Consider the following 24,950-nt stretch of genomic DNA (forward strand, 5'->3'; position numbering starts at 1 on the left):
ACTTAGACCTCCTTTCTCTCAAGAGTATTTTCTCTCGTTTGAAAATGACAACTTACAAAATGCCCTTCATCTACTTCTATTAATTCTGGCATCTTTGTTCTACAAATATCTTGCACATAAGGACATCTATAATGAAAGTTACAAAAATTACCAGTAAGTCTTAAATCTGGTGGACTTCCCTCTATAGTAATAAGCGGTTTATTGCTATCTTGACTTAGTTTTGGCATAGAATCTAATAATCCCCAAGTATATGGATGTAGCGGGTTTTTATATAGTTCTTTTACTTTTGCATATTCTACAGTTTTCCCTGCATACATTACCATAACAGTATCACACATATCCCATACTACTCCTAAATTGTGAGTAATCATAAGTATAGATGTATTAGTCTTTTTCTGTACATCTTTTAGTAATTCAAGCACTTTAGCTTGTACTGTAACATCTAATGCAGTAGTAGGCTCATCAGCTATTATTAACTTTAGATCTCCTACCAATGACATTGCAATCATAACCCTTTGTCTCATTCCACCTGAAAACTCATGTGGATATGAATTAAACCTATCTTCTGCATCACTTATTCCAACGTTAATAAGTGCGTCTATCGCTATTCGTTTTGCTTCTTGTTTAGAAATCTTTTGATGTGTTAGGATTACTTCTATCATTTGTTCTCCAATCCTATATACTGGATCTAAAGAAGTCATGGGATCCTGAAATATCATTGAAATATCCTTTCCTCTTATACTTAATAATTCTTTATTGCTCATTTTAAGTATATCCTTACCTTCAAATAGGACTTCTCCATTTACAATCTTACCAATGGGCTTGCTAATAAGCCTTGTAATCGATGATGCAGTTACACTTTTACCCGAACCTGATTCCCCAACTATTCCCATAGTTTGACCTTTTTCTAAGGTAAAGCTAACACCATCGACAGCTTTTACAATACCGGAGGAAAGATAAAAATATGTTTTTAAATCTTTAACATCTAACAGCTTTTCCTTCACTTTCCCACCTCCATTTTATATTTTAACATTACCTTTTCATCTTAGGATCAAGGACATCTCTTATTCCATCGCCCAAAAGATTAAACCCTAATACTGTTATAAGTATAAATAAACCTGAAATTGTTGCAACATGTGGATAAGTATTTAAAAAGTCTTTTCCACCTCTAAGAATATTACCCCATGAAGCCGTAGGCGGTGAGATTCCAAGACCTAAAAAACTAAGTGCAGCTTCTGATATAATTGCACCAGCTATACTAAGTGTTGCATATACAATAATAGGGGACAATATATTTGGAAGTATATGATTTAATAATAATCTTGTATTGGATGCTCCTAGAACCCGTATAGCATTACAATACTCTTCATTTTTAACAACATGTACTTGACCTCTTGTGATTCTTGCATAGCCTGGTATATTAGCTATCCCTATTGCAAGTATTACATTCCGAAGTCCATTACCTAAAACCGTCATCAATACTATTGCTAGGAGTACAAACGGAAATGCAAACATCGCATCCATAAGTCTCATTATAATAGAATCAATTGTTCCTCCACTATATCCTGATATCAATCCCAGTAGTACACCGATTATACCTCCAACTAAAGTCCCTCCAATTGCTACAATCATCGATATACGTGCCCCATAAATTATTCTACTTAAAATATCACGACCTACATCATCTGTCCCAAAAATAAAACCTTCTACTCCAGGCTTTAGATGAACTTTAGAAAGGTTCATTTGATTTGGATCATGAGGAGCAAATACAGGAGAGAATAAAGCTAAAAGAGTCATTATAATTACTATAAAAAGACCTATCATTGCAGTCTTATTTCTTTTTAATTTACTCCATGGACTATTAGCTTTTTTCTCTGTAAGAAATAATTTATCTTTATCTTTTAAATCGACTGTATTCATTATTTATCCCCTCCTTTTCCATCATAGTTTATCTTAGGATTAATATATAAATATGTTATATCAACAATTAGATTTATAAACACAAATATAAACGCTATAAGTAATACTGCTCCTTGAATTAACATATAATCTCTATTTTGTATAGCATCTACAATTAATCTTCCAAGTCCAGGCCAACTAAAAATAGTTTCCGTGAGTATAGCTCCTGATAAAAGACTAGAAGTTTGTAAGCCGATAACGGTAACTATCGGAGGAAGTGCATTCTTAAGTGCGTGTTTCCATATAACACTTTTTTCTTTTATTCCCTTTGAGCGCAATGATTTTATATAATCTTCCTTTACAACATCCAACATACTTGATCGTGTTACTCTTGCAAAAGTTGCAGCAGGTATTGTAGCAAGTGCAACACTTGGCAGGATTAAATGACTTATAAAATCCCATAGACCATTTTGTAAACTTCCCATTCCAATAGAAGGTAACCATTGCAAATTTACACTAAATATTAAAACTAACATAAGTCCTAACCAAAATATAGGCATAGATACACCAATTAATGCTATTATCATTGAAACATAGTCAAATATTGAATAATGCTTTGTTGCAGAAATTATCCCTATAGGTATTCCTATTATCAAGGCAAGGAAAAGACTTACTATAGAAAGTAATAATGTGTTAGGAAATCTCTCAAATAATAATGATGTAACTGATTGACCATATTGATAAGATCTACCAAAGTCACCCTTTATTATATCTTTTAAATATATTAAATATTGTTCTCCAATACTCTTATTTAGTCCTAATTCTTCTCTTAATTGTTCAACTGCATCTACAGGTGCTTGAGGGCCAAGCATTGTAGCTGCTGGATCTCCTGGTATCATTCTAGTAATAACAAATATAATTGTAGAAACAAGAAATAGAATAGGAATGAGTTGAAGAAGTCTCTTAAATATTGTCTTTAACAATTCTCCACCTCCTAATTTATTTAAACGAAAGCTCTGCAGTTTGCAGAGCTTTCGTTTATATTAATCATTAAGCCATACATTTATATCTTCTGAAACAAATATCTTTTTTTGATCTGCTCTCATTTGGAAGCCTTCAACTGCTGGACTAAATCCATATATAACTTTTTCATTTGAGTAGTCTATTCTTGCATAACTTTCAGTAATTATTTTTAGAGCTTCTTTATATAATTTTGCTCTTTCCTCTTGATCAGTAATCTTAAGAGCATCATCTAGTAATTTATCTACTTCAGGATTATTAAATCCTTGACCATTTCCAAGAGCTCCTATTTCTGAACTATGGAACATCTTATTTAGGAAGAAAAATGGATCTGGATACCATGTCCAACTCATTCCATATATATCTGCTTTACCCTTTGATGCTATCTCACTAAATGTTCCCCATTCAGCTGTATTTATTTTAAGATCTATATTTAGATTTTCTTTTAAATATCCTTGTAATATAGTAGCCATCTTAACTCTTGCAGGAGCATCAGATGTATATATATTTAAGCTAAATCCATCCTCATAGCCTGCTTCTTTAAGAAGTTTCTTAGCAAGTTCTGGATCATAAGAAGGAACTAGGTCCTCTAAAGATTCATCATACCCCCAAGAACCTGGTGGTAATGCCAAATAAGCTCTTTGTGCTTCATCATATTGGTAGATTCCTTTAACCATCTCATCTATATCTACTGCTCTTATTATTGCCTCTCTAACCTTTTTATCAGCAGTAGGTCCTTCCATTAGATTCATGTATAAGTATGCAACATGAAGCCCTGGAACTTCTTGAAGTTTTAAATTTTTATCATCTTTAACTATTTTTACACTTTCTCCACCTAAATCTGTAGCTATATCAATTTCTCTAGTTCTAAGTGCATTAGTCATTTGGTTTCTATCTGTTATAAATTTGAAAGTTATTCCATCAAGATAAGGCTTTTGTGCCCAGTATTTGTCATTTCTCTTTAGAATTGCTTCTTGATCAATTTTAAATTCTTCAAGAGCAAATGGTCCTGTTCCAGCTAAGTTAAATCCAAACTTGTCACCATGACCTTCTACTTCTTCTTTAGGAATTATTGAATTACCAGCATCAGTTAAAGCAGTTAAAAATGCTGCATTGGGTTCATTTAAATAAGCTTTAACTTCAAATTCATTGATTACTTCGATCTTTTCTAACATTCCAAGTCTGTTTAATGATGACTCTTTTGCAGATCTTTCTAAAGAATATTTAATATCTTCCGCAGTCATTTGTCTACCATCTTGATATTTACCTTTTTGGAAATATACATCATTTCTTAATTTAAAAGTATATTCAGTCCCAGCTTCATTTGAAGTCCATTCAGTAGCAAGATTTGGTACAATTTCACTTAAATCTTGCGAATAATTTACTATAGTATCGCATACGTTTGATATTATATTGCTTTCATATACTCCTGTATATAATATAGGATCTAAATTTTTAGGAGTAGATGACAAAGCAATCTTTAAAACCCCACCAAATTTATCTTCTTCTGCAACAGTAGTTGGATCTTTTACTCCCTTACTTCCTCCATTACCAGTAGTATCACCACCTTTTTTATCTGGATCTCCACAACCAGCAATCAAAGTTAAACTGAAAACTAAAACTAACAATAACGCTATATTCCTTTTAATATTTTTCACTTTTTTTCCTCCTTATATTTAATATAAACCTTTAGTTTGAAACCTTTCCATACCTCCATATAGCTTTTTAAGTAAATGGAACTCATCTTCATCATAAAATGTAAATTTCTTTTCTCCAAAGTCTTTAGCAACTTCAAGTATAAACCTGGAAGTCATTTCAATATCCATTATATGTGTTGCTCCTGTAGCACATCCAGCAACTGGTACTTCAGTTGTTATTGCTACACCAACAACTGGTGCTTTTGTTGAAACAGCAGGTTGTAATATACTGTTGATATGATATACGCCATTACCATATGGTGTGATATCTTGTTGGGATAATGAAAATACATGGGGAAGTTTTCCTGTGGTTCTCATCATTATCTCAAGTAAATAATCATTTGCCTTTAAGATATATCCTTCTTTTACAGTATTTGATATTGCAAATCCTTTTGTATTGATAAGTTTATTTCCCTTTGTTGTATCAACAGATATTATAGCTTCCATTTCATCTGTTACTTCCATAGTATTCATTGTTTCTATATCTACAGGTGAACCCATAAACTTAACTGGAAAATGATCACTTGTGGGTGCATCAGGACAAATATGTGTTGTTATTATTATATCACCTTTTAATACATCTCCTACTTTTTGCATATCTACTAACTTTAATGCTGTAGAAAGAGCTGATAATGCACCATCTCCATCTGATACAAAGCCTATTACTTCTGGTCTTGCACCAAGACCACCAAGTCTTCCTATAATTCCAAGTGTGGGAGAATTTCCATTCTTACTTTTGCCATTTGAACCCATAATTTTAATTTTTATAAAATCAGTACTTCCCTGTTTTCCCCTTACCTTATTTACTTCAACCTCCTTTGCTCCTCTATTCTTTAAAAATTCTTTAACTTCTTTTCCACTTGCATCGGGTTTATCCAATAGTTCATACATTTCCATAACCTGTTTTAGCATTCCATCTCCCCTTTAGCCTTCATTATAATTTGTCTTTTCTGAATATTCTTTTTAAAATTATATCATTTATTGAATAAGACATGAGCACATAAATATATCTTACTTTTATACAATATGCACATTAAAATAGCCAAGGCTTATTATAAGCCTTGGCTATTTTACTTTTTTTATAAACCATATCTCTCTTTAGCGCTATCTATTATGCCAAATATAAGCTCTTCATAACTAAATTCCTTTTCTGACATATTGCATATATCACTATAGCCTTCTTTAAGTCCAGGAAGTGAGTTTACCTCTATTACATATGGAATATTGTCTTTAACCCTTATATCTACTCTTGAATAATCTTTTAAATCTAGTTCTTTAAATGTATCCTTTGCAACTTCTTCTATCTTCAATTTAAGTTCTTTTTCTATTCTTGCAGGTATATGACGAAGCATATACTTATAATACTCATTTTTTATTTCAAAACTATTTATACGGTTTAATCCTTCTGGAAGATTCGAAAAGTCAACTTCTAATATCGGAAGAACTCTTTTACCATTTTCTATAACTCCAACCGTAAACTCTTTTCCCTCTATATATTCCATTATCATTATTGGAGGATTATATTTTTCTAAAGATCTTTTAATTACCTTTTTTAAAGCTTCTTTATCATTTACTATATTATCTTGATATATTCCCCTACTAGATCCTTCATCTGAAGGTTTTATAAATAGTGGGAATTTCATACTTATATTATCTAGCTCCTCTAAACTATTTACATAGCTAAAATCAGGCGTTGGAATACCGGCTCCTTTAAGTATCTTACCTGTATAGACCTTATTATATGCAAGTCCATGACCTAATGGTTTAGATCCTGTATAAGGCATCTCTATTGATTCTAGAATTGCAGGAAGCTGAGAGAGTCTTGATGAACCCACTACTCCATTGCAAAGATTAAATACTAAATCAATCTTTTGTTCTTTTAAGTTTTTAATTATATCTTCATCAAATATTAAGTTTACACAGTCGTATTTTTTAGAAATTACCCTGTTTAAACTTATTACAGTTTCTTGTTTTTGTGCATCTTCTGATTGACCTTCTATATCTTTAAGATAAGCTGTTCTACTTTTATCAGTTACAATCGCAATTTTCATCCTACCCTCTCCTTTCATCTTTCGTATATCTTTTTACCCTTAATTTATGATAATATTCCCACAATAAAAAAGAGAATAAAAAAAATTGGCCATAAAAGCCAATTTTAGGTTTTGGTGCGGGAAAGAGGACTTGAACCCCCACGTCAATGACACTAGATCCTAAGTCTAGCGCGTCTGCCAATTCCGCCACTCCCGCATAACTTTTGCACTTAAAATAATAAATGGTGATCCATCCGCGACTCGAACGCGGGACACCCTGATTAAAAGTCAGGTGCTCTACCAACTGAGCTAATGGATCATATGGGGTGGATGAAGGGATTTGAACCCTCGACCTCCAGAGCCACAATCTGGCGCCCTAACCAACTAGGCCACACCCACCATACCCTTTAAAAAAGCTCTAGTAGTTTTTGGAGCGGGTGAAGGGAATCGAACCCTCACGGCTGGCTTGGGAAGCCAGTGCTCTACCACTGAGCTACACCCGCAAGTTTCCTTCGGGCTTAAGTGCTAACAATATAGAATTATATCAGGGTTTTTAAAACTTGTCAACACATTTTAGAAAAATAATTTTAAAATTTATTTCCAAGCTTAAAAACTGCTAATTTAAGCCATCTAATCTTTAAATAATCTTTTAAATTTTTCTTCTATACGCTTCTTTCTAGAAAAAGTTTCATCTTCATCTACAATTATTTTCAATACATCTCCTTCTTTTGCAAATTTTGGAATTATATCAATAGGGATATTCATCATATCCCTATTTTCTAATTCTACTACCACAAATTCCCCTTCGAATCTATCTATTATAAATTTCATCCTTCCACCTCAATTAATTTATATCTACATATTTTCAGGATTTACCTTTGCCGTTATATATTTTATAATAAAACTATCTTTGATATTTTTCAAGTTTTTTTCTAGAGCCACATATAATTCTTTATAACCCTTAGCTACTATCTTTTTTATAAATTCTATATTTTCTCCATCACTTTTTATTACTATGCTTCCGTCTATATCTGTCCTATAAACTTTTAGACCTCTTTTATCAAAGTTTTCTAAAGTGCTTTTATGGGGATGACCATATGTGTTTTCTGAAGCTAGACTCATTATAGCATACTCAGGGTCCACTGCATCAAGAAATTCATTGCTTGAAGATGTATAGCTACCATGATGTCCAGCCTTTAATACATCTGCCTTTAAAATGGATTTATGAGCCTCTAACATCTCCTTTTCAGATGTCTTTTCAGCATCACCAGTAAACAAAAATGAGTTATCACCATGCTCGAGTTTTAAAACAATAGAGTAATCATTTACAAGTTTATATTTATCAGAATTTGGAGCAAGCACAGTTAGTTCTGCATTCCCTAAGGCAATTGTATTTAGAGGAACTGGTTTTTCTATTTTAAGACCTTCCTTTTCTATTGTATCTAATAAATCTTCAAATATTCTAGTGGAATTTAAAACATTTGGAAGCATTATATTTTCAACATTAAAATTATCTAATACTGCAATTAGCCCTCCTATATGGTCTTCATGAGGATGGGTTCCAACTACATATTTTAAATCTTTTACACCTTGTTCTATTAAATAATTGACAACTGTTTCACTTGAAGATCTTGTACCCGCATCAATTAACATATTTTCTCCATCACTTTTTATTAATATGCTATCTCCTTGACCTATATCTATTAAATGAACTTCAAGGTTCATTTTCAACTCTTTAGCTATCATATCTGGTGAGTATACAATAGCAAAAAGTAGACCTAGTGATAATAATAAGGTTACTATCCTTTTCATAATCTCACCTCTTAATAAATTTTATTTATATTTATTAATTTTCTAAAAGATTAGTTAATGTCTTTTTAATCTCTTCTAAGGCCTTAGCTCTATGACTTATTTTGTTCTTTACTTCCCCAGAAAGTTCTGCAAATGTCTTTTCATAACCTTCTGGGGTAAATAATGGATCATATCCAAAATCATTATGTCCTTTAAGTTCAAAGCCTATACTCCCCTTACATTCTCCTTTTACGGTTAAAACTTCTCCATTTTCAGTTATAAGTGCTATCACTGAAAAAAAGGAAGCTTTTCTCTTATCCATAGGAAGATCTTTCATCATCTGAAGAAGTTTTTGATTGTTTTTATCATCATTACCTTCTTCTCCAGCATATCTAGCAGAATAAACTCCTGGCTCCCCATTTAGACTCTCTACAAATAATCCAGAATCATCTGCCATAACCATAAATGGTGTTTTTTCTTTTAGAGCTTTTGCTTTTTTTATACTGTTTTCTTCTAAAGTAGTTCCATCTTCTACCACATCAAAATTATTTAATCCTATATCTTCTTTTGATAATACTTCTATATCAAGATCTTTTAATATTTCTTTCATCTCTTTTATCTTATGTTTATTATCTGTAGATAAAACAATTTTTCTATCTTTCAAATTCTAGTCCTCCCATTTCTTTTAATATATCTTTTTGCATCTCTATAATTTCTTTATTGCCTTTTTCTCCTAAATCTAATAACTTATTTAGCTCATTCCTTGAAAAAGCACTCATCTCTCCTGTTCCTTGAACTTCTACAAATCTGCCATCATCAGTCATAACTATATTCATATCTACTATAGCCTTATGATCTTCTTCATAGCAAAGGTCTAAAACTGCACCTTCTTTTATAATTCCTACACTTGTAGCTGATAGGTAGTTTTTTATAGGTATAGTCTTAACTTTCCCTTCGTTTTTAAGTTTATTAAATGCATCTACCATGGCTATAAAAGCTCCTGTAATTGAAGCGGTCCTCGTTCCACCATCTGCTTGCAAGACATCACAATCTATCCAAAGGGCTCTTTCCCCCATAGCTTTCATATCTACTACACTTCTAAGACTTCTTCCTATAAGTCTTTGTATTTCTTGAGTTCTTCCATCTACTTTGCCTCTTGAACTATCCCGTGCTTTCCTACTTATGGTAGATGCTGGAATCATAGAGTATTCTGCTGTTATCCAACCTGAGCCTGTACCCTTTAAAAAATATGGCACTTTTTCTTCAAACATAGCTGTACATATTACTTTAGTATTGCCACATTCTATTAATACAGACCCATATGGGTGAATTATATAATCTCTAGTTATTTTTATTTCTCTAAGTTGATCAAATTCTCTATTATCTATTCTCATCTTTATCTCTCCAATCTTTTCTCCTCTTTAATTCTATCAGACTTTTAAATTCTTTTCTATCTTTACAAAATAAAAATCTTCTATAGAAGATTGGAACTTTACTATTCTACATAAAAAATGTATCTATAGAGTCTATAGATACATTTTTTATGTAGAATTTTCTAATATTCATTTGCAAATGCTGGAACTGTGGTATTTACTATTTTCCCATTTAGTAATACTTCTACACTTTTAATTTCTTTAAATTGTCCTAGAGTAAGACCTATATTTTTCATTAATTCTGATACTTCCTTCTCATTTAAAGAAGATGTTGTATCTGATGTAATATCTACATAAGCTATATTATCTTTTATCTCCACTCCTGCTAGCCCCAAGTCCTTTGGAAGATCACTCTTTAATCCCACATCACTAGGAGGCCCCTGAAGCATCAAATCTAAAGCAGTATATACATTAGGCTGAGGCGCCATAGTAGGCACTGTAACTGGAATAAAATAATCTAAATCTAAGTCATTTTCTCCTTTATAGTAGACTACTACCTTTGAGCTTCCATCTTTTATATTTCCAACTACATTTATATTTTCACGACTTAGCGGCTTATTTATTGCTACACTTTCGTGAAGTACTGAAAGCTCTTCTCCTTCTACTGTAATCTTAACCTCTTTTATACTTGGAAATTCTGTAAGTGTATAAACTACACCTTTAATTAGATTTTCTTCATCTTTTTTATCCTCTACATTCTTTAATTCTTCAGAGAAATCTACCTTACAAAGTCCCGTAGCTTCATCAATTGTTATACCATTTACCTTAGTTCCTACTGGTAGTATAGGTTCAAGTCCTTTTGAAGTTAAACTTTCTCTTAACTCAGAACTATCAACCATATTTAATAAACTAGCTTTTGCTATTCCTTCATCCCAAGGAATCCTCTTCATAACTGGAACTAAATAGCCCTCTTCACTTTTAAAATATAATACAGTCTTTCTAAGTCCCTCTTCCTCTACTACTTCCAAGTTATCATCAGATTTTACGATTTGAAGATCATCATCTTTTTGATTCATACTTTCTTTTACAATACCAGTGCCAAATTTCACAAGAGATATTCCTAGAATTGCAATGATCCCAAATATGAGTATTCTCTTATTCACCATAATTAATCCCCCTCCTATATTAATACTAATATATTGTATGAGAGGGACAAATATGATATGAGTATTTATTTCTTTTTGGTATTATAAAAATAACCACCACTTATAGGATTTATATTGTTTACTGTTATAAATATTCTTTTATCAAAATCGTGTACTATCTTTTGTAATCTACTTAAGTCTTTTCTATTTAATGCAATTATTAAAACATCCTTAGGGCCTTCTTTTCCTTGCCCTTCTATTACCGTAACGCCAAATTTGTTTTCTCTAAGTTTATCTACTAGATAATCATTTTCTGTACCTCTTAAAACTATTTGAGCCTCTAAATTGCCTAATGCTATTTTGTTTTCTATAGTTATGCCCACTATATTTCCACAAGCGAAACCAAGTCCATAAGCCAATAATTTCCAAGGATCATTTAAACTTCCCATTACTTTTCCAAGTGCTGCTATATATATAGTTGCCTCAAAAAAACCTATTACTGCTGCCTGTATCTTTCTTCCCTGAACCACCATAAGCATTCTTATTGTAGATAAAGACATGTCAATTACTCTTGCAAAAAATATAAAAAAATATCCACCCATGTTTTCCCTTCCTTTCTATAACTTTACTATACCCTTATTATAATAGTATAATAACTTTCTCTTTAGGTCAAAATAACTTCATTGTAATTTAGGAGGAATTTTATGATAATGTGTACAGAAAATTGTGCTTATCAAGAAGATGGGCTATGCAATTTAAAAAAAATTACTTCCTTTTCAAGTAAACCTATTAAATATTGTCCTTATTTTAGAGGAAAAGATAAAAATAGAGCCTAGGCTCTATTTTTATCTTTTATTTAATTTTTCAACTAATATCTTGTTTACTATTTGAGGATTGGCCTTTCCCCTTGTTGCCTTCATTATTTGACCTACTAAAAAGCCCACTGCTCTATCTTTACCATTTTTAAAATCTATAATTGACTGTTCATTTTTATCTAATATTTCTTCTACAATATTTTCAAGTTCGCCTTCATCACTTATTTGGATAAGACCTTTTTCTTTTACTATTGTCTCTGGTTTTTTACCTGTTTCAAACATATCTCTTAATACTTTTTTACCAGTATTGTTATTTATCTTTCCTGATTTTACTATATTTAATAGATCTGCTAAGTCTTTAGATGTAAATTTTAAATCTGCTACAGAAGCATCCTCTTCATTTAATCTTCGAAGTACATCTCCCATTATCCAGTTACTCACAAGTTTTATATCATCTATATATTGTAGAGTTTCTTCAAAGAATATAGATACCTCTTTAGAAGAAGTTAAAACTTCGGCATCATATGGTGAAAGTTTATATTCTTTTATAAACCTATCTCTTTTATCGTGTGGAAGTTCTGGCATAGAACTTTTTATCGCCTCTATCCACTCATCACTTACTTCTATAGGAAGTATATCACCATCGACTGCAAATCTATAGTCTTCGGTTCCCCCCTTTTGTCTCATAATAATTGTCTTGTTTTCAACTTCATCCCATCTTCTAGTTTCCTTTTGAGTATCTTCGCCTTTTTCTAAAAGCTCGATATGTCTTTTTTCTTCATATTCGATAGCTTTTACAGCAGAACTAAATGAGTTTAAGTTTTTAACTTCTGTAATGGTAGTTCTTTTACCTGTTTTTTCATCTACTATATTTATATTTACATCACAACGTAGAGAACCTTCTTCCATCTTACAATCTGAAACCTCTATATATTTTAATGTGGCACGAAGACCCTCTAAAAACAACTTAGCCTCTTCGCCAGAGTTCATTTCAGGTTCACTTACTATTTCGATTAAAGGTACTCCTGCTCTATTATAGTCAAGAAGTGTATCTCCTGTTTCGGTATGAACTGATTTTCCCGTATCTTCTTCTATATGAATTCTTATAAGATGAACATCTTTTTTACCCTCTTGTGTCTCTATACTTACATATCCACCTTCACATATAGGGAGTTCATCTTGTGAAACTTGATATCCTTTGACAAGGTCTGAATAAAAGTAGTTTTTTCTATCCATCTTAGTCTTTTGATTTATAGATGAATGTAGGCTTAGCCCTGCTTTTATGGCATATTCCAATGATTCTTTACTAAGGTGTGGGATAGCACCAGGCATACCTAAACAAATTGGGCAGCAGTGTGTGTTTGCCTCTCCTCCAAATTCATTTGTACAATCACAAAATATCTTTGTCTTTGTCATAAGTTCTACATGTATTTCAAGACCTATTACTGTTTTATATTCCATTTATTTCACCGCCCCTTCAAAAGCTAATGCCGCTTTTATAATCATCTCATCCTTAAATCTATCCCCTATTATTTGTAAACTAGTTTGTGAGTTTTTTCCTCCCATAGGAAGGGATATAGAAGGTAGACCTGCTAGATTTATACTCGCATTATAATCATTATACTGCTTTGTATCTTCTTTTAAATTTGCCGGCTTATTTAAATCAGTTGGAGTAATAAGCAAATCAAATTTAGAAAACGCATTATCAAAATCATCTATAATTAATGTTCTAACCCTTTGAGCTTTCTTATAATACTCATCACCTCTATGACCACTAAGTAAATAAGTTCCAAATAAAATTCTTCTTTTAACTTCTTCTCCAAAACCTTCAGTTCTAGAAAGTTTATATAATTCATCTAATGTTTCATACTCTTTAGCTCTAAAACCATATCTAACTCCATCAAATCTCGCCATATTTGAACTTATATCACTGCAAACTATAATTTTATAGATAATTTCTGAATGAACAATATTTGGTATAGAAACTTCTTCTACTAGGGCTCCTAAAGATTTAAATTCTTCTATAGATTTTTGGAAATCTTCTCTTACAGAAGTGTCCATTTCTAAACTCATCCATTCTTTGGGAATTCCAATTTTAAGCCCTTTTATCTCTCCTTCTAAATCTACATTTAAACTTGTATCTTTCGTAGTTATATCTAATGGATCTCTTCCAGAGATAGCACTTAACATAAGAGAAGCATCTCTTACATCACGACCAAATACACCTATAGTATCCAAGCTATTAGAAATAGTTATAAGACCATATCTAGATACAAGCCCATAAGTAGGCTTTATACCAACTACTTGGCAATATGCTGCAGGCTTTCTTATTGAATTACCAGTATCAGATCCAACAGAAAGTGATGCCTCTCTTGATGCAACACTAGCTGCACTTCCTCCAGATGATCCTCCTGGATTTTTTGTAATGTCCAATGGATTTTTAGTCGCTCCAAAGTAAGAGCTCTTAGTAGTTTCCCCCATAGAAAACTCATCCATATTAGTCTTTCCAATTATGATCCCATCTTTGTCTTTGATTTTTTCTATAACGCTCGCATCATATGGAGGAATAAAGTTCTCTAGCATCTTAGAACCACAAGTAGTTCTAAAATCTTTTGTAATTATATTATCTTTTACAGATATAGGAAGCCCAGCTAAGATGCCTAATTTTTCTTTGTTTTTTAATTTTCTATCTATTTCTTGGGCTGCCTCTAAACTCTTTTCTTTATCAAAAGTGATAAATGCATTTATCACTTTTTCTTTTTCTTCTATATTTTTTATATGTGATTTTATTGTTTCAAAGCTTGAGATTTCTCCTTTTAATAGCTTTTCTCGCATTTCCCAAGCTTTTAAATCTGAAATGTCCATCTAATTCCTCCCTGTTAAAGTTTGTATTATCTTTATCTACTTCTATTATACTTTTATTTTGTCCAATTGTACAATTAAAAAGTCAATTCATTAGAATTGACTTTTTAATATCTATTAGCCTAAGACAGTTTTCGCTATTTCTACTGCTTCTTTTGCATCCTTTGCATAGAAATCTGCATTTATCATCTCTGAATACTCTTTATTTAAAACTGCTCCCCCAACCATGACTTTTACTGAGGGATCTGTATCTTTTAGTTTCTCTATTGTATCCTCCATACTTTTTACTGTGGTTGTCATAAGAGCACTTAAGCCTACCAATTTAATATCATTTTCTATAGCAGCTTTTACTATTGTTTCACTAGAAACATTCTTTCCTAAATCTATTATCTCATAATTATAGCTTTCAAGTAAAACCTTTACTATGTTTTTTCCTATATCATGTATATCTCCATTTACAGTGGCTAAAATAATCTTGCCATTTGATATATCCTCAGAAGAAGATTCAAATATCTTTTCCTTTATAATTTCAAAAGAACTTTTCACAGTTTCTGCCGACCGGATAAGTTGAGGAAGAAATATATCACCATTTTCATATCTTTCACCTATTAAATCTAGTGCTGGAACTATATAATCGTTTATTATATCTAGGGGCTCCTTATATTCTAATAGTTCTGCAGTTACACTCTTAGCTTCTTCTTTTGTTCCACTTAATATTATTTCAAATAGATCTCTATCACTTTCTTTACTTTCTTTTTTAACTTCTTCTATTGACTTAATATTTTCATGGGACTTTAAGTACTCGGTTGCACCTTTGTCTTGATTCCATAAAACCTTAGAAGCTTTTATAGTATCCATCATAGCTTTATTTAATGGATCTATAATAGGTAAATCTAGACCTGCATAAAGTGATGCTGCTAAAAAAGTCTTATTTATTAACCCTCTATTAGGCAGACCAAACGAAACATTGGAAACACCAAGTGCTGTCTTTACTCCTAATTCTTCTTTTACAAGAGTTAGTGTCTTTAGTGTTTCTCTTACTTCTTCTTGCTGAGCTGCTGCAGTTAATGTTAAACAATCTATGATTATATCTTCTTTATCTATACAATAGTCTTTTGCCCTATCCACTATCTTTTTAGCTATTTCAAACCTTTCTAAAGCACCCTTAGGTATTCCCTTTTCATCTAAAGTAAGTCCTATTACACTAGCACCATATTTTTTTACTATAGGCAATATAGTGTCCAATACCTTATCTTCTCCATTTACAGAGTTTACTATTGCCTTACCATTGTAGATTCTAAGTCCACTTTCTATTACTTTAGGATCTGTAGAATCAATTTGAAGAGGAATATCTAGTATAGATTGTATTTCTTTTATGACTTTTATCATAGTCTTTTCTTCATCTATCTCGGGCAGACCTACATTGACATCTAATATTTCAGCTCCTGCATCTACTTGTGCTATAGCTTCTTTCAAAATATATTCTATATCTTCATCTACAAGTGCCTTTTTGAATAACTTTTTGCCCGTAGGATTAATTCTTTCGCCTATTACTTTTACTCCATCTATAATTACACTTTTTGTAGGAGTACATACCCCTATTATATTATCTACATTCTTTTTTTGGGGTTTTATATCCTTTATAAAATTTACTAAAGCCTTTATATGTCTATCGGTTGTACCACAACATCCCCCTATCACTCTAACTCCCTTTTGAACAAATCTAGCACCATATTTTGCAAACTCATCTGGCAGTATATTAAAAACTGTATTTCCATCTATAACACTTGGAAGTCCTGCATTTGGTTGAACCATAACTGGAACTTTTGAAATACTTAACACCTCATCTATTAATGGTTCTAATTCTTTAGGTCCAAGTGAGCAGTTAACCCCAAGGGCATCTACTCCAAGACCCTGTAAGACCATAACCATAGATGTAAGATTACATCCTGTAAAGGTCCTTCCATCATCTTCATAGCTCATAGTACAAAATATAGGTAAGTCGGAGTTTTCCTTGGCTGCAAGTATTGCGGCTTTAACTTCATAAAGATCTGTCATTGTCTCTATTAAAATCAGATCTACCTCATCTTTTACACCTTGAAGGATTTGTCTTTTGTAGATATCATAAGCCTCTTCAAAACTTAATGTTCCCATAGGCTCTAATAATTCTCCAATGGGTCCTACATCTAGGGCAATATAGACATCTTTATCTTCTATTGCTTTTTTTGCATTTCTTACACCTGAATGAATCAATTCTTCAACCGTATAGGAACTTTCCTTTAACTTAATTTCATTTACACCAAAAGTATTAGTAGTTATGACATTGGCACCAGATTCTATATATTTTTTATGAATTTCTATTATTTTCTCTGGGGAATTAAGATTGAGTGATTCTGGTAGTTCTCCCATTTTTAGTCCCAAGTTTTGAATCATGGTTCCCATGGCTCCATCAAATATCAATATATCATTTTTAAGCTTTTCTCTAATATCCACAAACTTCTCCCCCTATACTAAAAGCGCATGTACTATACTTATTACAATCGTTGCAACTCCTTGACTTTTCTTTTTCATGTTTTTCTATTACACCTAATATGGCTGTAACTGACTTTCTAGGTATTAAAATACTATTAGAAGATGCCGTTAAACCTATAGACTTTTGACAACCCAGTACACTTAGAAATTCCTGTTGAACTCCTATAGAGAAGTCTCCATAACCGGGACTATATCTACTTGTCAATACTTTGTTTGTATCCTTTAAACTATACTCTATCTCTTTACATACTCTATCACAAAATTCTTCGATAAAAGCCGTAGCCGCTGCATCAAATATTAACGCTTTTGTCATGTCTATTTTCTCATAATATCTTATTTTAGTATCTACATCATGCCCTAAAGTTGCCGACATTAAAATACAAGTATCTGAATTTTTCAGATGATCTTTGATATCTTCTCCCGGTAAATAAAAGTCTGTTTCTTTTAAATAAAACCCATCTTCTTCCTTGCAAATATTAAAAGTTTTATATACGTATCTTTCTTTAATTAAACACTTTATCTCTTCTATAGTATCATCTATCATCCTGTCAATAACTACATCTATTGTTTGACCTCTATAACCTAGATATCTTAAAATTTCATCTTTGATTTTAAACCTTATTTCCATATAAAACTCAATCCTTTACCCTAGACTTGCCACTTTACTTTCTTTTCTTACAGAGCTAAGTATACAATCCATATTTTCATTTATTCTTTTAGCTATATAAGGATTATTCATAGTATAGAGATGAACTCCTCTAACTCCTGAAGAAATAAGATCAACTATTTGTTCTAAAGCATAAGCTATTCCTGCATCTCTTAAAGCATCTTTATCGTGTTCATATTTATCTATTATTTTGATAAACTTCTTTGGAAGTGTAGCACCACAAAGTGAAGTTATCTTTTCTATCTGTCTTTTGTTTATTACTGGCATTATTCCTGCTTGTATAGGGGCTTTTATTCCCTTTTGTTCGGCCTTATCTAAAAAATCATAAAAGTAATTATTATCTAGAAAGAGTTGAGATATAAAATAATCTGTTCCAAATTCTTCTTTACGCTTTAACACTTCAATATCTACATTTTTATCTCTGCTTTCTATGTGTCCTTCTGGATAACAGGCTGCTGCTATTCCAAAGTCACTATTTTCTTTTATATATCTTATAATATCTTGGGAATTTATGAATTCAAATCTATCTATATTGCTTCCATCTTCAGGTCTATCTCCTCTTAATGCAAGGATATTATCTATTTTCTTTTCTTTTAAATCCGCTAGTACATTATCTATCTTTTGTTTGTCAGAACCTATACAAGTTAAATGGGCTAAACTTTCAATCCCATACTTATCTTTTATTAGATTTGCTATTTCAGCTGTCCTATTGTTTGCTATACTACCCGCAGCTCCGTAGGTAACACTTATATAATCTGGTTTTAATTTACTTAATTCTTCAATAGTACTGTATACTGTTTCTATAGGATAATCATGTCTAGGTGGAAAAATCTCAAAGGAATATACAAATTCTTTTTCATTAAATAGATCTCTTATTTTCATTTTAAATCTCCCCTTTAATTTTATTTAATTTTTCTATATTAAAAAAAGCCCTCGCCCCTTTGCTAAATGCAAAGGGGCGAAAGCTTCGCGTTACCACCCTTAATTTATATAAACCTCGCAGTCTATAACTCTTCAAGTACATTAAAAAACTTTTAAATACTCTATCACTATAACGTGTGAACACGTGAATACCTAAAGTTAACTTCGATATTCAGACTCCAAGACCATATTGGGCGCAGTTCCACTTTACTCTATCTCACCATCTTAGAGTTCTCTGTATAAGTATCCCCCGCTTACTCTTCTCTTCTTCGCCTATATTTACCATTTAATTTATACTAGTATAACAACTATTATTTTATTTGTCAACCATATCTTTTTGAATTTACAGAAAACTTTATTTTTTCTCTAGTCTACAACTTTTAAAATCTTGAAATATCCATATTGTTCTTCAGATGTATTTTTAAGAACTTCTTCTCTTGGAAGAGATTTCCATACACTTTCTTTTCTTAAATCATTTTTCATCTCATTTACATTATAAGTTATCTCTACTTCTTTTGTATCTATTTCTTTTATAACTTCTACCTCACCTAAAAGATCATTTAAATCTTTTTCAAAACCTATGGTTTCTTCTTCTGTTAAGTTTAATTTACAAAGATCTGCTAAATATTCTATTTCTCTTTTATCTATCATAAAAATTCCCCTTTCTATTCTATCTCTTATTTTAACATATTTTTTAATCTATTTTCATCTATTATTTCAATTCCAAGTTCTCTTGCCTTTTCATATTTAGATCCAGGGTTTTCTCCTACTATTACAAAATCTGTCTTTTTACTAACACTTCCTGTCACTTTGCCCCCCATAGTTTCTATTTTGTTTTTTATATCAGTTCTAGAAAGATCTTCTATAGTTCCAGTTATAACTACCGTTTTATCTGTAAAGATAGACTCTTTCTTTTCTAAATCTTCATGATGAGGCACTACTCCTTCTTCTAAAAGTTTATCTAAAGCATTGAGAATCTTTTCATCGTGGAAAAACTCTATTATGTTTTTAGCTATAATAGGGCCTATATCTCCTACGTTTATAAGTTCATCAAATTGAGCTTCTTTTATATTATCTAAGCTCTTAAAACTATCTGCAAGATCTGTAGCTGTTTTTATTCCCACATTATTTATTCCAAGTGCATATATAAAAGACGCTAAACTTACATCTTTGCTCTTTTCTATAGCTTGAAGTAAATTATTGCTTTTTTTCTCCTTAAATCCTTCAAGATGGATTAGATCATCATACTTTATCTCATATATTTCAGGAAGATCTCTTATATCTAGTTCTTCAAGAAGTTTTTGGGCGGTCTTTTCATTGAACCCCTCTATATCCATAGCATTCCTACTTGCAAAGTGAACAAGTCTTTTTACAAGTTGTGGCTTACAAGAAAGAGAGTTTGGGCAAAATATATGAACACCATCTTTAATAAGTTCACTTCCACAAGCAGGGCAATCTTTGGGAAGTTCTATTTCAAAAGTTTCTTCATCAGTTGGAAGAGTTCCTAAGATTTCTGGAATTACATCATTTGACCTTCTTATTAAAACTTTAGAATTTAATCTAACTCCTTTTCTCTCTATATCATCATAATTGTTTAATGTAGCACGAGATACTCTAACTCCCCCTATATCTACTGGTTCTAAAATGGCACTTGGAGTAACTTTAGCACTTCTTCCTACATTCCACTCTACACTTAAAAGTCTAGTACTTGTCTCCTCTGCCTCAAACTTATATGCTATAGCCCATCTTGGAAATTTATTTGTAAACCCAAGCACTTCTCTAGTTCTTATATCATTTATCTTTATAACAAGTCCATCAGTTAGAATGTCCAGATCATGTCTTTTAGTCTTTATAATATCTATCTCTTTTTCTATTTCAAATATATTCGTAAAGATTTTAAAATACGGAAAAACTGGAAGTTTGTTTTCTCTTAAAAACTCTAGAGTCTCTAAATGAGTTTTAAATCTTTTTCCTTCAATATAACCTATATTATAAAAATATCCTGTTAAATTTCTGCTAGATGTAACTTTAGTATCCAGATTTCTAAGTGCCCCTGCTGCTGCGTTCCTTGCATTTTTAAGAGGTTCTATAGCTGTTTTATTATATTTTTCAAGAGCGGATAAAGGCATAAGTCCTTCACCTTGTATCTCAATTAGACCTTTAAAATCTATCTGTAAAGGAATAGATTTTATGGTCTTAAGTTGTTCAATTATTCCTTCCCCAACTGTTCCATTTCCACGCGTTGCTCCTTGAACAAGCTTTCCATCATTGTAGGTTAAGTTTATGGTTAACCCATCAAATTTATATTCTACTATATAAGTAGGTTCTGGAAGTTTTTCTTCACCTTTACTGTTATAGTCTTCTATAAGGCGCCTAATTCTAGTATCCCACGCTTCTAGTTCTCCTATACTTTGACTTTTATCTAGACTCCAAAGTCTCCCCAAGTGAATATGTTTTTCAAACCTATCTAAGATAAATCCACCAACTCTACTAGTTGGTGAATAGTCTTTTTTTATCCCAGTTTCTTCTTCCAAATTTACCAATTCATCATATAGCGCATCATATTCTTTATCACTTAATTTTGGATTATCCATTGTATAATAATGATAATTTAAATCATCTATGATTTTTATAAGTTCTTCTATTCTCTTTTCCTTATCCAACTGTTTCTACCCTCCTATTATTTCTATAGGTGCGATCGATAAAAGAAGCCTTTTTAGTCCTCCTTTATCAAATGCAATAGTAAGTTCCTTGTCTCCTTCTCTTTCTTTGACCATAGCTACAGTACCTATACCCCATTTCTTATGCTTCACTTTATCTCCTATATTTACTTCTTTATCTCCATCATTTCTCTTTTTCATCATGGCAGGATTATAGTTTAAGTTAGGCATAGTAAAGTCTTTTATTCTGATTAGACTCTCATCGGCACTTTTGGACTGTATATTTGCTTTTTTAACTTCCGGTTTCTCTATAGTATCCCCCATCTCCTCTATAAATCTAGAAGGAAGAGTGTAATTGGTATTTCCGTAAATTGTCCTTCTTTTAGCATTTGTGATGAATAAGACCTCTTCTGCTCGTGTTAGAGCGACGTACATTAATCTTCTCTCCTCCTCTATATCTTCATCACTTTCTAAGCTTCTAAAGCTAGGAAATAGACCCTCTTCAAGCCCTACTACAAAGACCACTTTAAACTCAAGTCCCTTAGCACTATGAATTGTCATAAGAGTTATAAGATTGTTTTCATCCACTGTCTTATCTACATCTGAAAGAAGTGAAACTGATGCTAGAAAATCTTCTAATGTAGCATCTTCATTTATATTCTCAAAGTTAAGAGCTACAGAGATAAACTCTTTGATATTTTCTATACGAGTTCTAGCTTCAATTGTGTCTTCTTTTTTAAGCTCTTCAATATAGCCAATGCTAGAAATCATCTCCTCTATAAAGTCTTTTAATCCCATCACTTCTTTTTTAGCCATAAGCACATTCATAGTATCTATAAAGGGGGAGACACTATTTTTAGCTCTTGCATTTAATGAGTCTATTTCATCTAGTGAAAGAAGCGCTCCATAAAAAGATTCACCGTGCTCTATTGCATATTCTTCTATTTTGGATATTGTAGCAAGTCCAACTCCTCTTCTTGGAGTATTTATTATTCTTTTTATTGATATATTGTCATTAGGGTTTTGAAGTACCTTTAAATAAGCTATAACATCCTTTACTTCTTTCCTATCGTAAAATCTAAGTCCTCCTACTATCTTATATGGGAGTTCTTCTTTCATAAAACTTTCCTCAAACGTACGAGACTGTGCGTTTGTCCTATAAAGAACTGCTATATCTTTTAGTTTATATCCCTTATATATAAGCTGATGAATCTTATTTGCAATAAAATGACCTTCCTCTTCAGAATAGTCAAGCTGTTCATAAACTACCTTTTCTCCTTCTTCTCGGTTCGTCCAAAGATTTTTGGCTTGTCTCTCAAAATTGTTTCCTATAACCTTGTTTGCAACATTTAATATATTTGGCGTCGATCTATAATTTTGTTCTAAAAGGATTACGGTGGAGTTTTCAAAGTCTTTTTCGAAGTTTAAAATATTGCCAATATCCGCCCCTCTCCAACCGTAAATCGACTGATCAGAATCCCCTACCACGCATATATTCTCATGTTTACCAGATAAGAGCCTTGCAAATTCGTATTGAATTTTATTCGTATCCTGGTACTCATCGACGAAAACATGTTTAAATTTGTTTTGATAAAACTCCAATATATCTTTATTTTCTTTAAGTAAAACTACAGTTTTTATAATAAGGTCGTCAAAATCAAGTGCATTATATTTCTTTAGTTTCTTTTCATAAAGAGCATATAGTTCACCTATGGTTCTCTCCCTAAATTCACTATAGTTTTCATTTATATAACTATCAGGCTCTATACTTGCATCTTTTAATGAACTTATCTTTGAAAGCACGGCTGATTCTTTGTACATGGTTTTATCTATATTTAGTTCCTTTATACACTCTTTCATAAGTGTTATCTGATCATCCCTATCATATATAGTAAAGGACCTGTCATAGCCTAGTCTGTCTATGTCCCTTCTTAAAATCCTCACACATATGGAGTGAAAAGTTCCCATCCACATTTTATCTACATCAGCATCTATAAGCTCTTTTACCCTATCTTTCATCTCGCTTGCGGCCTTGTTCGTAAAAGTAATAGCAAGGATACTACTTGGGTAAACTCCCTTTTCTTCTATCAAATAGGCTATCTTATGGGTAACAACACGTGTTTTCCCAGACCCTGCTCCCGCCATAATAAGCAAGGGGCCTTCTGTATGAAGAACAGCATCTCTTTGCCTATCGTTTAATCCTTCTAAATAATCCATTCTCTCACCATCCATTTATTAATTTCCTTTTAATTATATCTTAAGTAGGAGCTTTTTTCCATTGTAGAAACGTATATTCTTAATAACTTTCACTTCTATAGTATAGCCAATACCAATATAAACTTAAAACAATTTTAAAAAATAAAAAAACCATGATAGTTTCACGGTTTTTATTTTTAAAATTACCCAATATATGGTTTTTATATTCTCACTTTTATATTATCTATTATTTATATTCTCTGGATTCATATCATGATAAAATAATCTCTTTTCAGCTACATCTTGCCACTTAGTTCCTTTTTTACCATAATTGCAGTATGGATCAATTGAAATTCCGCCCCTTGGGGTAAATCTTCCCCATACTTCAATATATTTTGGATCTAAAAGTTTTATCAAATCCTTCATTATTATATTCATACAATCTTCGTGAAAGTCTCCATGATTTCTAAAGCTAAAAAGATAAAGCTTTAAAGACTTACTCTCTACCATAAGTACATCCGGAACATATGATATATATATTGATGCAAAATCAGGTTGTCCTGTCTTAGGGCAAAGACTTGTAAATTCTGGAGAGTTAAACTTTACAAAATAATCATTCTCTCTATGCTTGTTTTCAAATGTCTCTAAAAAAGATGGATTATAGTTATAATCATAACTTGTTCCTTGGTTTCCTAGTAATGTAACCCCTTCTAATTCTTCTGCTTTTCTTTCAAACATATTTATCTTCTCCATTTCTATTAACTTTAGATTCTATTTCTTAATTGTTTTATAAGAATAACACCAACTATCCCTGGAATGATTTGGCCAATACATAAACTAGTTGCCAATATCTTATAAGGGATATTTAGTATAATTGAAAGCCATATAGGAACTATTAATCCTGGTCCAAAAATTATTGGAATAGCTATAAACCAGTCATTTAATTTTAATTTTTTCACTAAATAAATTGATGTGCTAGTTACAATGCCAACCACTAATCCTCCCAATATATCAAAAAAACCTAATCCCCCCATAATTATATTGCTCATCATATTGCCCACTGCTAAAGGAACTATTAAAAATGGGTGAATGGCACTAAGTGCATAAAACGATGTAGCTATTCTTATTTGATATTGACCAAAGGCAAAACCTTGGGTTAGATACATCAGTATAACATATAGTCCTACACAAACTCCTGATATAGCTACCTTTCTAGTAGTTGTCATTGATTCTTTCCCTATTAATATTGATTTACTATTCATGTTTTCTCTCCTCACTCTTATCAAATTCTAAATAAGAAGTGTCCTTTATATCCTGTAAACATATGTTTTTCCCAAACAAA

At 31.8% G+C, this 24,950-nt stretch carries 23 protein-coding genes, 4 tRNA genes and 1 other annotated feature; of the genes, 1 reads left to right on the forward strand and 26 read right to left on the reverse strand.

The window, feature by feature from the left end; genetic code table 11:
* Window positions 1-2 precede the first annotated feature (2 nt).
* From TICRE_RS04055 to TICRE_RS04130, 16 genes are all read right to left on the reverse strand, one after another.
* Window positions 3-1,004, reverse strand: a complete 1,002-nt coding sequence (locus TICRE_RS04055) for an ABC transporter ATP-binding protein (protein WP_075725409.1) — start codon at window positions 1,002-1,004, stop codon at window positions 3-5.
* Between the two features lie 28 nt (window positions 1,005-1,032).
* Entirely contained in the window at window positions 1,033-1,920 is an 888-nt protein-coding gene (locus TICRE_RS04060; protein WP_075725411.1) for an ABC transporter permease, read from the reverse strand.
* Complete coding sequence (nikB, locus tag TICRE_RS04065; RefSeq protein WP_075725413.1) at window positions 1,920-2,882, reverse strand: nickel ABC transporter permease; 963 nt, start codon at window positions 2,880-2,882, stop codon at window positions 1,920-1,922. The genes TICRE_RS04060 and nikB overlap by 1 nt, the downstream gene beginning before the upstream one ends.
* Window positions 2,883-2,942: 60 nt before the next feature.
* Window positions 2,943-4,577: an ABC transporter substrate-binding protein gene (locus tag TICRE_RS04070; RefSeq protein ID WP_075725415.1), complete on the reverse strand. Its 1,635-nt coding sequence runs from the start codon at window positions 4,575-4,577 to the stop codon at window positions 2,943-2,945.
* Window positions 4,578-4,595: 18 nt separating this feature from the next.
* Complete coding sequence (locus tag TICRE_RS04075) at window positions 4,596-5,528, reverse strand: DUF1177 domain-containing protein (protein ID WP_075725417.1); 933 nt, start codon at window positions 5,526-5,528, stop codon at window positions 4,596-4,598.
* A gap of 167 nt (window positions 5,529-5,695) precedes the next feature.
* Window positions 5,696-6,667, reverse strand: coding sequence for a D-alanine--D-alanine ligase family protein (locus TICRE_RS04080; RefSeq protein ID WP_075725419.1), 972 nt, complete (start codon window positions 6,665-6,667; stop codon window positions 5,696-5,698).
* 112 nt (window positions 6,668-6,779) lie between these two features.
* A tRNA-Leu gene (locus TICRE_RS04085) sits at window positions 6,780-6,863 on the reverse strand.
* 26 nt (window positions 6,864-6,889) lie between these two features.
* Window positions 6,890-6,965, reverse strand: a tRNA-Lys gene (locus TICRE_RS04090).
* A gap of 3 nt (window positions 6,966-6,968) precedes the next feature.
* Window positions 6,969-7,045, reverse strand: a tRNA-His gene (locus TICRE_RS04095).
* A 30-nt stretch (window positions 7,046-7,075) separates the two neighbouring features.
* Window positions 7,076-7,149: transfer RNA gene (locus TICRE_RS04100), tRNA-Gly, on the reverse strand.
* Between the two features lie 127 nt (window positions 7,150-7,276).
* Complete coding sequence (locus TICRE_RS04105; RefSeq protein WP_075725421.1) at window positions 7,277-7,477, reverse strand: DUF3006 domain-containing protein; 201 nt, start codon at window positions 7,475-7,477, stop codon at window positions 7,277-7,279.
* 24 nt (window positions 7,478-7,501) lie between these two features.
* Window positions 7,502-8,458 (reverse strand): ComEC/Rec2 family competence protein, encoded by a 957-nt coding sequence (locus TICRE_RS04110; protein WP_075725423.1) that lies wholly within the window; start codon window positions 8,456-8,458, stop codon window positions 7,502-7,504.
* Window positions 8,459-8,492: 34 nt separating this feature from the next.
* Window positions 8,493-9,047 (reverse strand): RdgB/HAM1 family non-canonical purine NTP pyrophosphatase, encoded by a 555-nt coding sequence (rdgB, locus tag TICRE_RS04115; protein ID WP_075725695.1) that lies wholly within the window; start codon window positions 9,045-9,047, stop codon window positions 8,493-8,495.
* A 43-nt stretch (window positions 9,048-9,090) separates the two neighbouring features.
* Window positions 9,091-9,831, reverse strand: a complete 741-nt coding sequence (gene rph / locus TICRE_RS04120) for a ribonuclease PH (protein WP_075725425.1) — start codon at window positions 9,829-9,831, stop codon at window positions 9,091-9,093.
* Window positions 9,832-9,992: 161 nt separating this feature from the next.
* Window positions 9,993-10,976 carry a GerMN domain-containing protein gene (locus tag TICRE_RS04125; protein ID WP_075725427.1) on the reverse strand — a complete coding sequence of 328 codons (984 nt, stop codon included), beginning with the start codon at window positions 10,974-10,976 and terminating at the stop codon, window positions 9,993-9,995.
* Between the two features lie 65 nt (window positions 10,977-11,041).
* Window positions 11,042-11,557 (reverse strand): DUF2179 domain-containing protein, encoded by a 516-nt coding sequence (locus TICRE_RS04130; protein ID WP_075725429.1) that lies wholly within the window; start codon window positions 11,555-11,557, stop codon window positions 11,042-11,044.
* A gap of 102 nt (window positions 11,558-11,659) precedes the next feature.
* On the opposite strand from TICRE_RS04130, the gene TICRE_RS13730 reads away from it, so the two are divergent.
* A complete protein-coding gene (locus TICRE_RS13730; RefSeq protein WP_269843973.1) occupies window positions 11,660-11,791 on the forward strand; it encodes a hypothetical protein in 132 nt (43 codons plus the stop codon).
* A gap of 9 nt (window positions 11,792-11,800) precedes the next feature.
* On the opposite strand, the gene gatB is transcribed toward TICRE_RS13730, so the two are convergent.
* From gatB to TICRE_RS04180, 10 genes are all read right to left on the reverse strand, one after another.
* Window positions 11,801-13,231 carry an Asp-tRNA(Asn)/Glu-tRNA(Gln) amidotransferase subunit GatB gene (gatB, locus tag TICRE_RS04135; protein ID WP_075725431.1) on the reverse strand — a complete coding sequence of 477 codons (1,431 nt, stop codon included), beginning with the start codon at window positions 13,229-13,231 and terminating at the stop codon, window positions 11,801-11,803.
* Window positions 13,232-14,635 (reverse strand): Asp-tRNA(Asn)/Glu-tRNA(Gln) amidotransferase subunit GatA, encoded by a 1,404-nt coding sequence (gene gatA, locus TICRE_RS04140; RefSeq protein WP_075725433.1) that lies wholly within the window; start codon window positions 14,633-14,635, stop codon window positions 13,232-13,234. It abuts the gene before it with no gap.
* Between the two features lie 114 nt (window positions 14,636-14,749).
* Window positions 14,750-17,125: a homocysteine S-methyltransferase family protein gene (locus tag TICRE_RS04145; RefSeq protein ID WP_075725435.1), complete on the reverse strand. Its 2,376-nt coding sequence runs from the start codon at window positions 17,123-17,125 to the stop codon at window positions 14,750-14,752.
* Window positions 17,115-17,792, reverse strand: a complete 678-nt coding sequence (locus tag TICRE_RS04150) for a hypothetical protein (RefSeq protein ID WP_075725437.1) — start codon at window positions 17,790-17,792, stop codon at window positions 17,115-17,117. The genes TICRE_RS04145 and TICRE_RS04150 overlap by 11 nt, the downstream gene beginning before the upstream one ends.
* Before the next feature lie 15 nt (window positions 17,793-17,807).
* Entirely contained in the window at window positions 17,808-18,713 is a 906-nt protein-coding gene (gene metF / locus TICRE_RS04155; protein WP_075725439.1) for a methylenetetrahydrofolate reductase [NAD(P)H], read from the reverse strand.
* Between the two features lie 69 nt (window positions 18,714-18,782).
* Window positions 18,783-19,031, reverse strand: a binding site (T-box leader).
* A gap of 87 nt (window positions 19,032-19,118) precedes the next feature.
* Entirely contained in the window at window positions 19,119-19,403 is a 285-nt protein-coding gene (gatC, locus tag TICRE_RS04160; RefSeq protein ID WP_075725441.1) for an Asp-tRNA(Asn)/Glu-tRNA(Gln) amidotransferase subunit GatC, read from the reverse strand.
* A 26-nt stretch (window positions 19,404-19,429) separates the two neighbouring features.
* On the reverse strand, window positions 19,430-21,415 hold the full coding sequence (gene ligA, locus TICRE_RS04165) for an NAD-dependent DNA ligase LigA (protein ID WP_075725443.1): 1,986 nt from the start codon (window positions 21,413-21,415) through the stop codon (window positions 19,430-19,432).
* 6 nt (window positions 21,416-21,421) lie between these two features.
* The gene (gene pcrA, locus TICRE_RS04170) at window positions 21,422-23,629 is read right to left on the reverse strand and encodes a DNA helicase PcrA (protein WP_075725697.1); all 2,208 of its coding nucleotides are present in this window, start codon (window positions 23,627-23,629) and stop codon (window positions 21,422-21,424) included.
* Between the two features lie 219 nt (window positions 23,630-23,848).
* Complete coding sequence (gene queF / locus TICRE_RS04175; protein WP_075725445.1) at window positions 23,849-24,346, reverse strand: preQ(1) synthase; 498 nt, start codon at window positions 24,344-24,346, stop codon at window positions 23,849-23,851.
* Window positions 24,347-24,372: 26 nt separating this feature from the next.
* Window positions 24,373-24,870, reverse strand: coding sequence for a QueT transporter family protein (locus TICRE_RS04180; RefSeq protein ID WP_075725447.1), 498 nt, complete (start codon window positions 24,868-24,870; stop codon window positions 24,373-24,375).
* Between the last annotated feature and the right edge of the window lie 80 nt (window positions 24,871-24,950).

This window comes from Tissierella creatinophila DSM 6911, from assembly GCF_001940565.1.
Lineage (GTDB): Bacteria > Bacillota > Clostridia > Tissierellales > Tissierellaceae > Tissierella_A > Tissierella_A creatinophila.

Excerpts from the sequence above, each read along its gene's own strand:
- TICRE_RS04110 (WP_075725423.1), bottom strand. The coding sequence starts at position 8,458 with ATGAAAAGGATAGTAACCTTATTATTATCACTAGGTCTACTTTTTGCT.
- TICRE_RS04180 (WP_075725447.1), bottom strand. The coding sequence starts at position 24,870 with ATGAATAGTAAATCAATATTAATAGGGAAAGAATCAATGACAACTACT.
- TICRE_RS04080 (WP_075725419.1), bottom strand. The coding sequence starts at position 6,667 with ATGAAAATTGCGATTGTAACTGATAAAAGTAGAACAGCTTATCTTAAA.
- gatA (WP_075725433.1), bottom strand. The coding sequence starts at position 14,635 with ATGGACATTTCAGATTTAAAAGCTTGGGAAATGCGAGAAAAGCTATTA.
- TICRE_RS13730 (WP_269843973.1), top strand. The coding sequence starts at position 11,660 with ATGATAATGTGTACAGAAAATTGTGCTTATCAAGAAGATGGGCTATGC.
- rdgB (WP_075725695.1), bottom strand. The coding sequence starts at position 9,047 with ATGAAAGAAATATTAAAAGATCTTGATATAGAAGTATTATCAAAAGAA.
- pcrA (WP_075725697.1), bottom strand. The coding sequence starts at position 23,629 with ATGGATTATTTAGAAGGATTAAACGATAGGCAAAGAGATGCTGTTCTT.
- TICRE_RS04130 (WP_075725429.1), bottom strand. The coding sequence starts at position 11,557 with ATGGGTGGATATTTTTTTATATTTTTTGCAAGAGTAATTGACATGTCT.
- TICRE_RS04075 (WP_075725417.1), bottom strand. The coding sequence starts at position 5,528 with ATGCTAAAACAGGTTATGGAAATGTATGAACTATTGGATAAACCCGAT.
- TICRE_RS04105 (WP_075725421.1), bottom strand. The coding sequence starts at position 7,477 with ATGAAATTTATAATAGATAGATTCGAAGGGGAATTTGTGGTAGTAGAA.
- TICRE_RS04060 (WP_075725411.1), bottom strand. The coding sequence starts at position 1,920 with ATGAATACAGTCGATTTAAAAGATAAAGATAAATTATTTCTTACAGAG.
- gatC (WP_075725441.1), bottom strand. The coding sequence starts at position 19,403 with ATGATAGATAAAAGAGAAATAGAATATTTAGCAGATCTTTGTAAATTA.
- rph (WP_075725425.1), bottom strand. The coding sequence starts at position 9,831 with ATGAGAATAGATAATAGAGAATTTGATCAACTTAGAGAAATAAAAATA.
- queF (WP_075725445.1), bottom strand. The coding sequence starts at position 24,346 with ATGTTTGAAAGAAAAGCAGAAGAATTAGAAGGGGTTACATTACTAGGA.
- gatB (WP_075725431.1), bottom strand. The coding sequence starts at position 13,231 with ATGGAATATAAAACAGTAATAGGTCTTGAAATACATGTAGAACTTATG.
- TICRE_RS04125 (WP_075725427.1), bottom strand. The coding sequence starts at position 10,976 with ATGGTGAATAAGAGAATACTCATATTTGGGATCATTGCAATTCTAGGA.
- TICRE_RS04150 (WP_075725437.1), bottom strand. The coding sequence starts at position 17,792 with ATGGAAATAAGGTTTAAAATCAAAGATGAAATTTTAAGATATCTAGGT.
- metF (WP_075725439.1), bottom strand. The coding sequence starts at position 18,713 with ATGAAAATAAGAGATCTATTTAATGAAAAAGAATTTGTATATTCCTTT.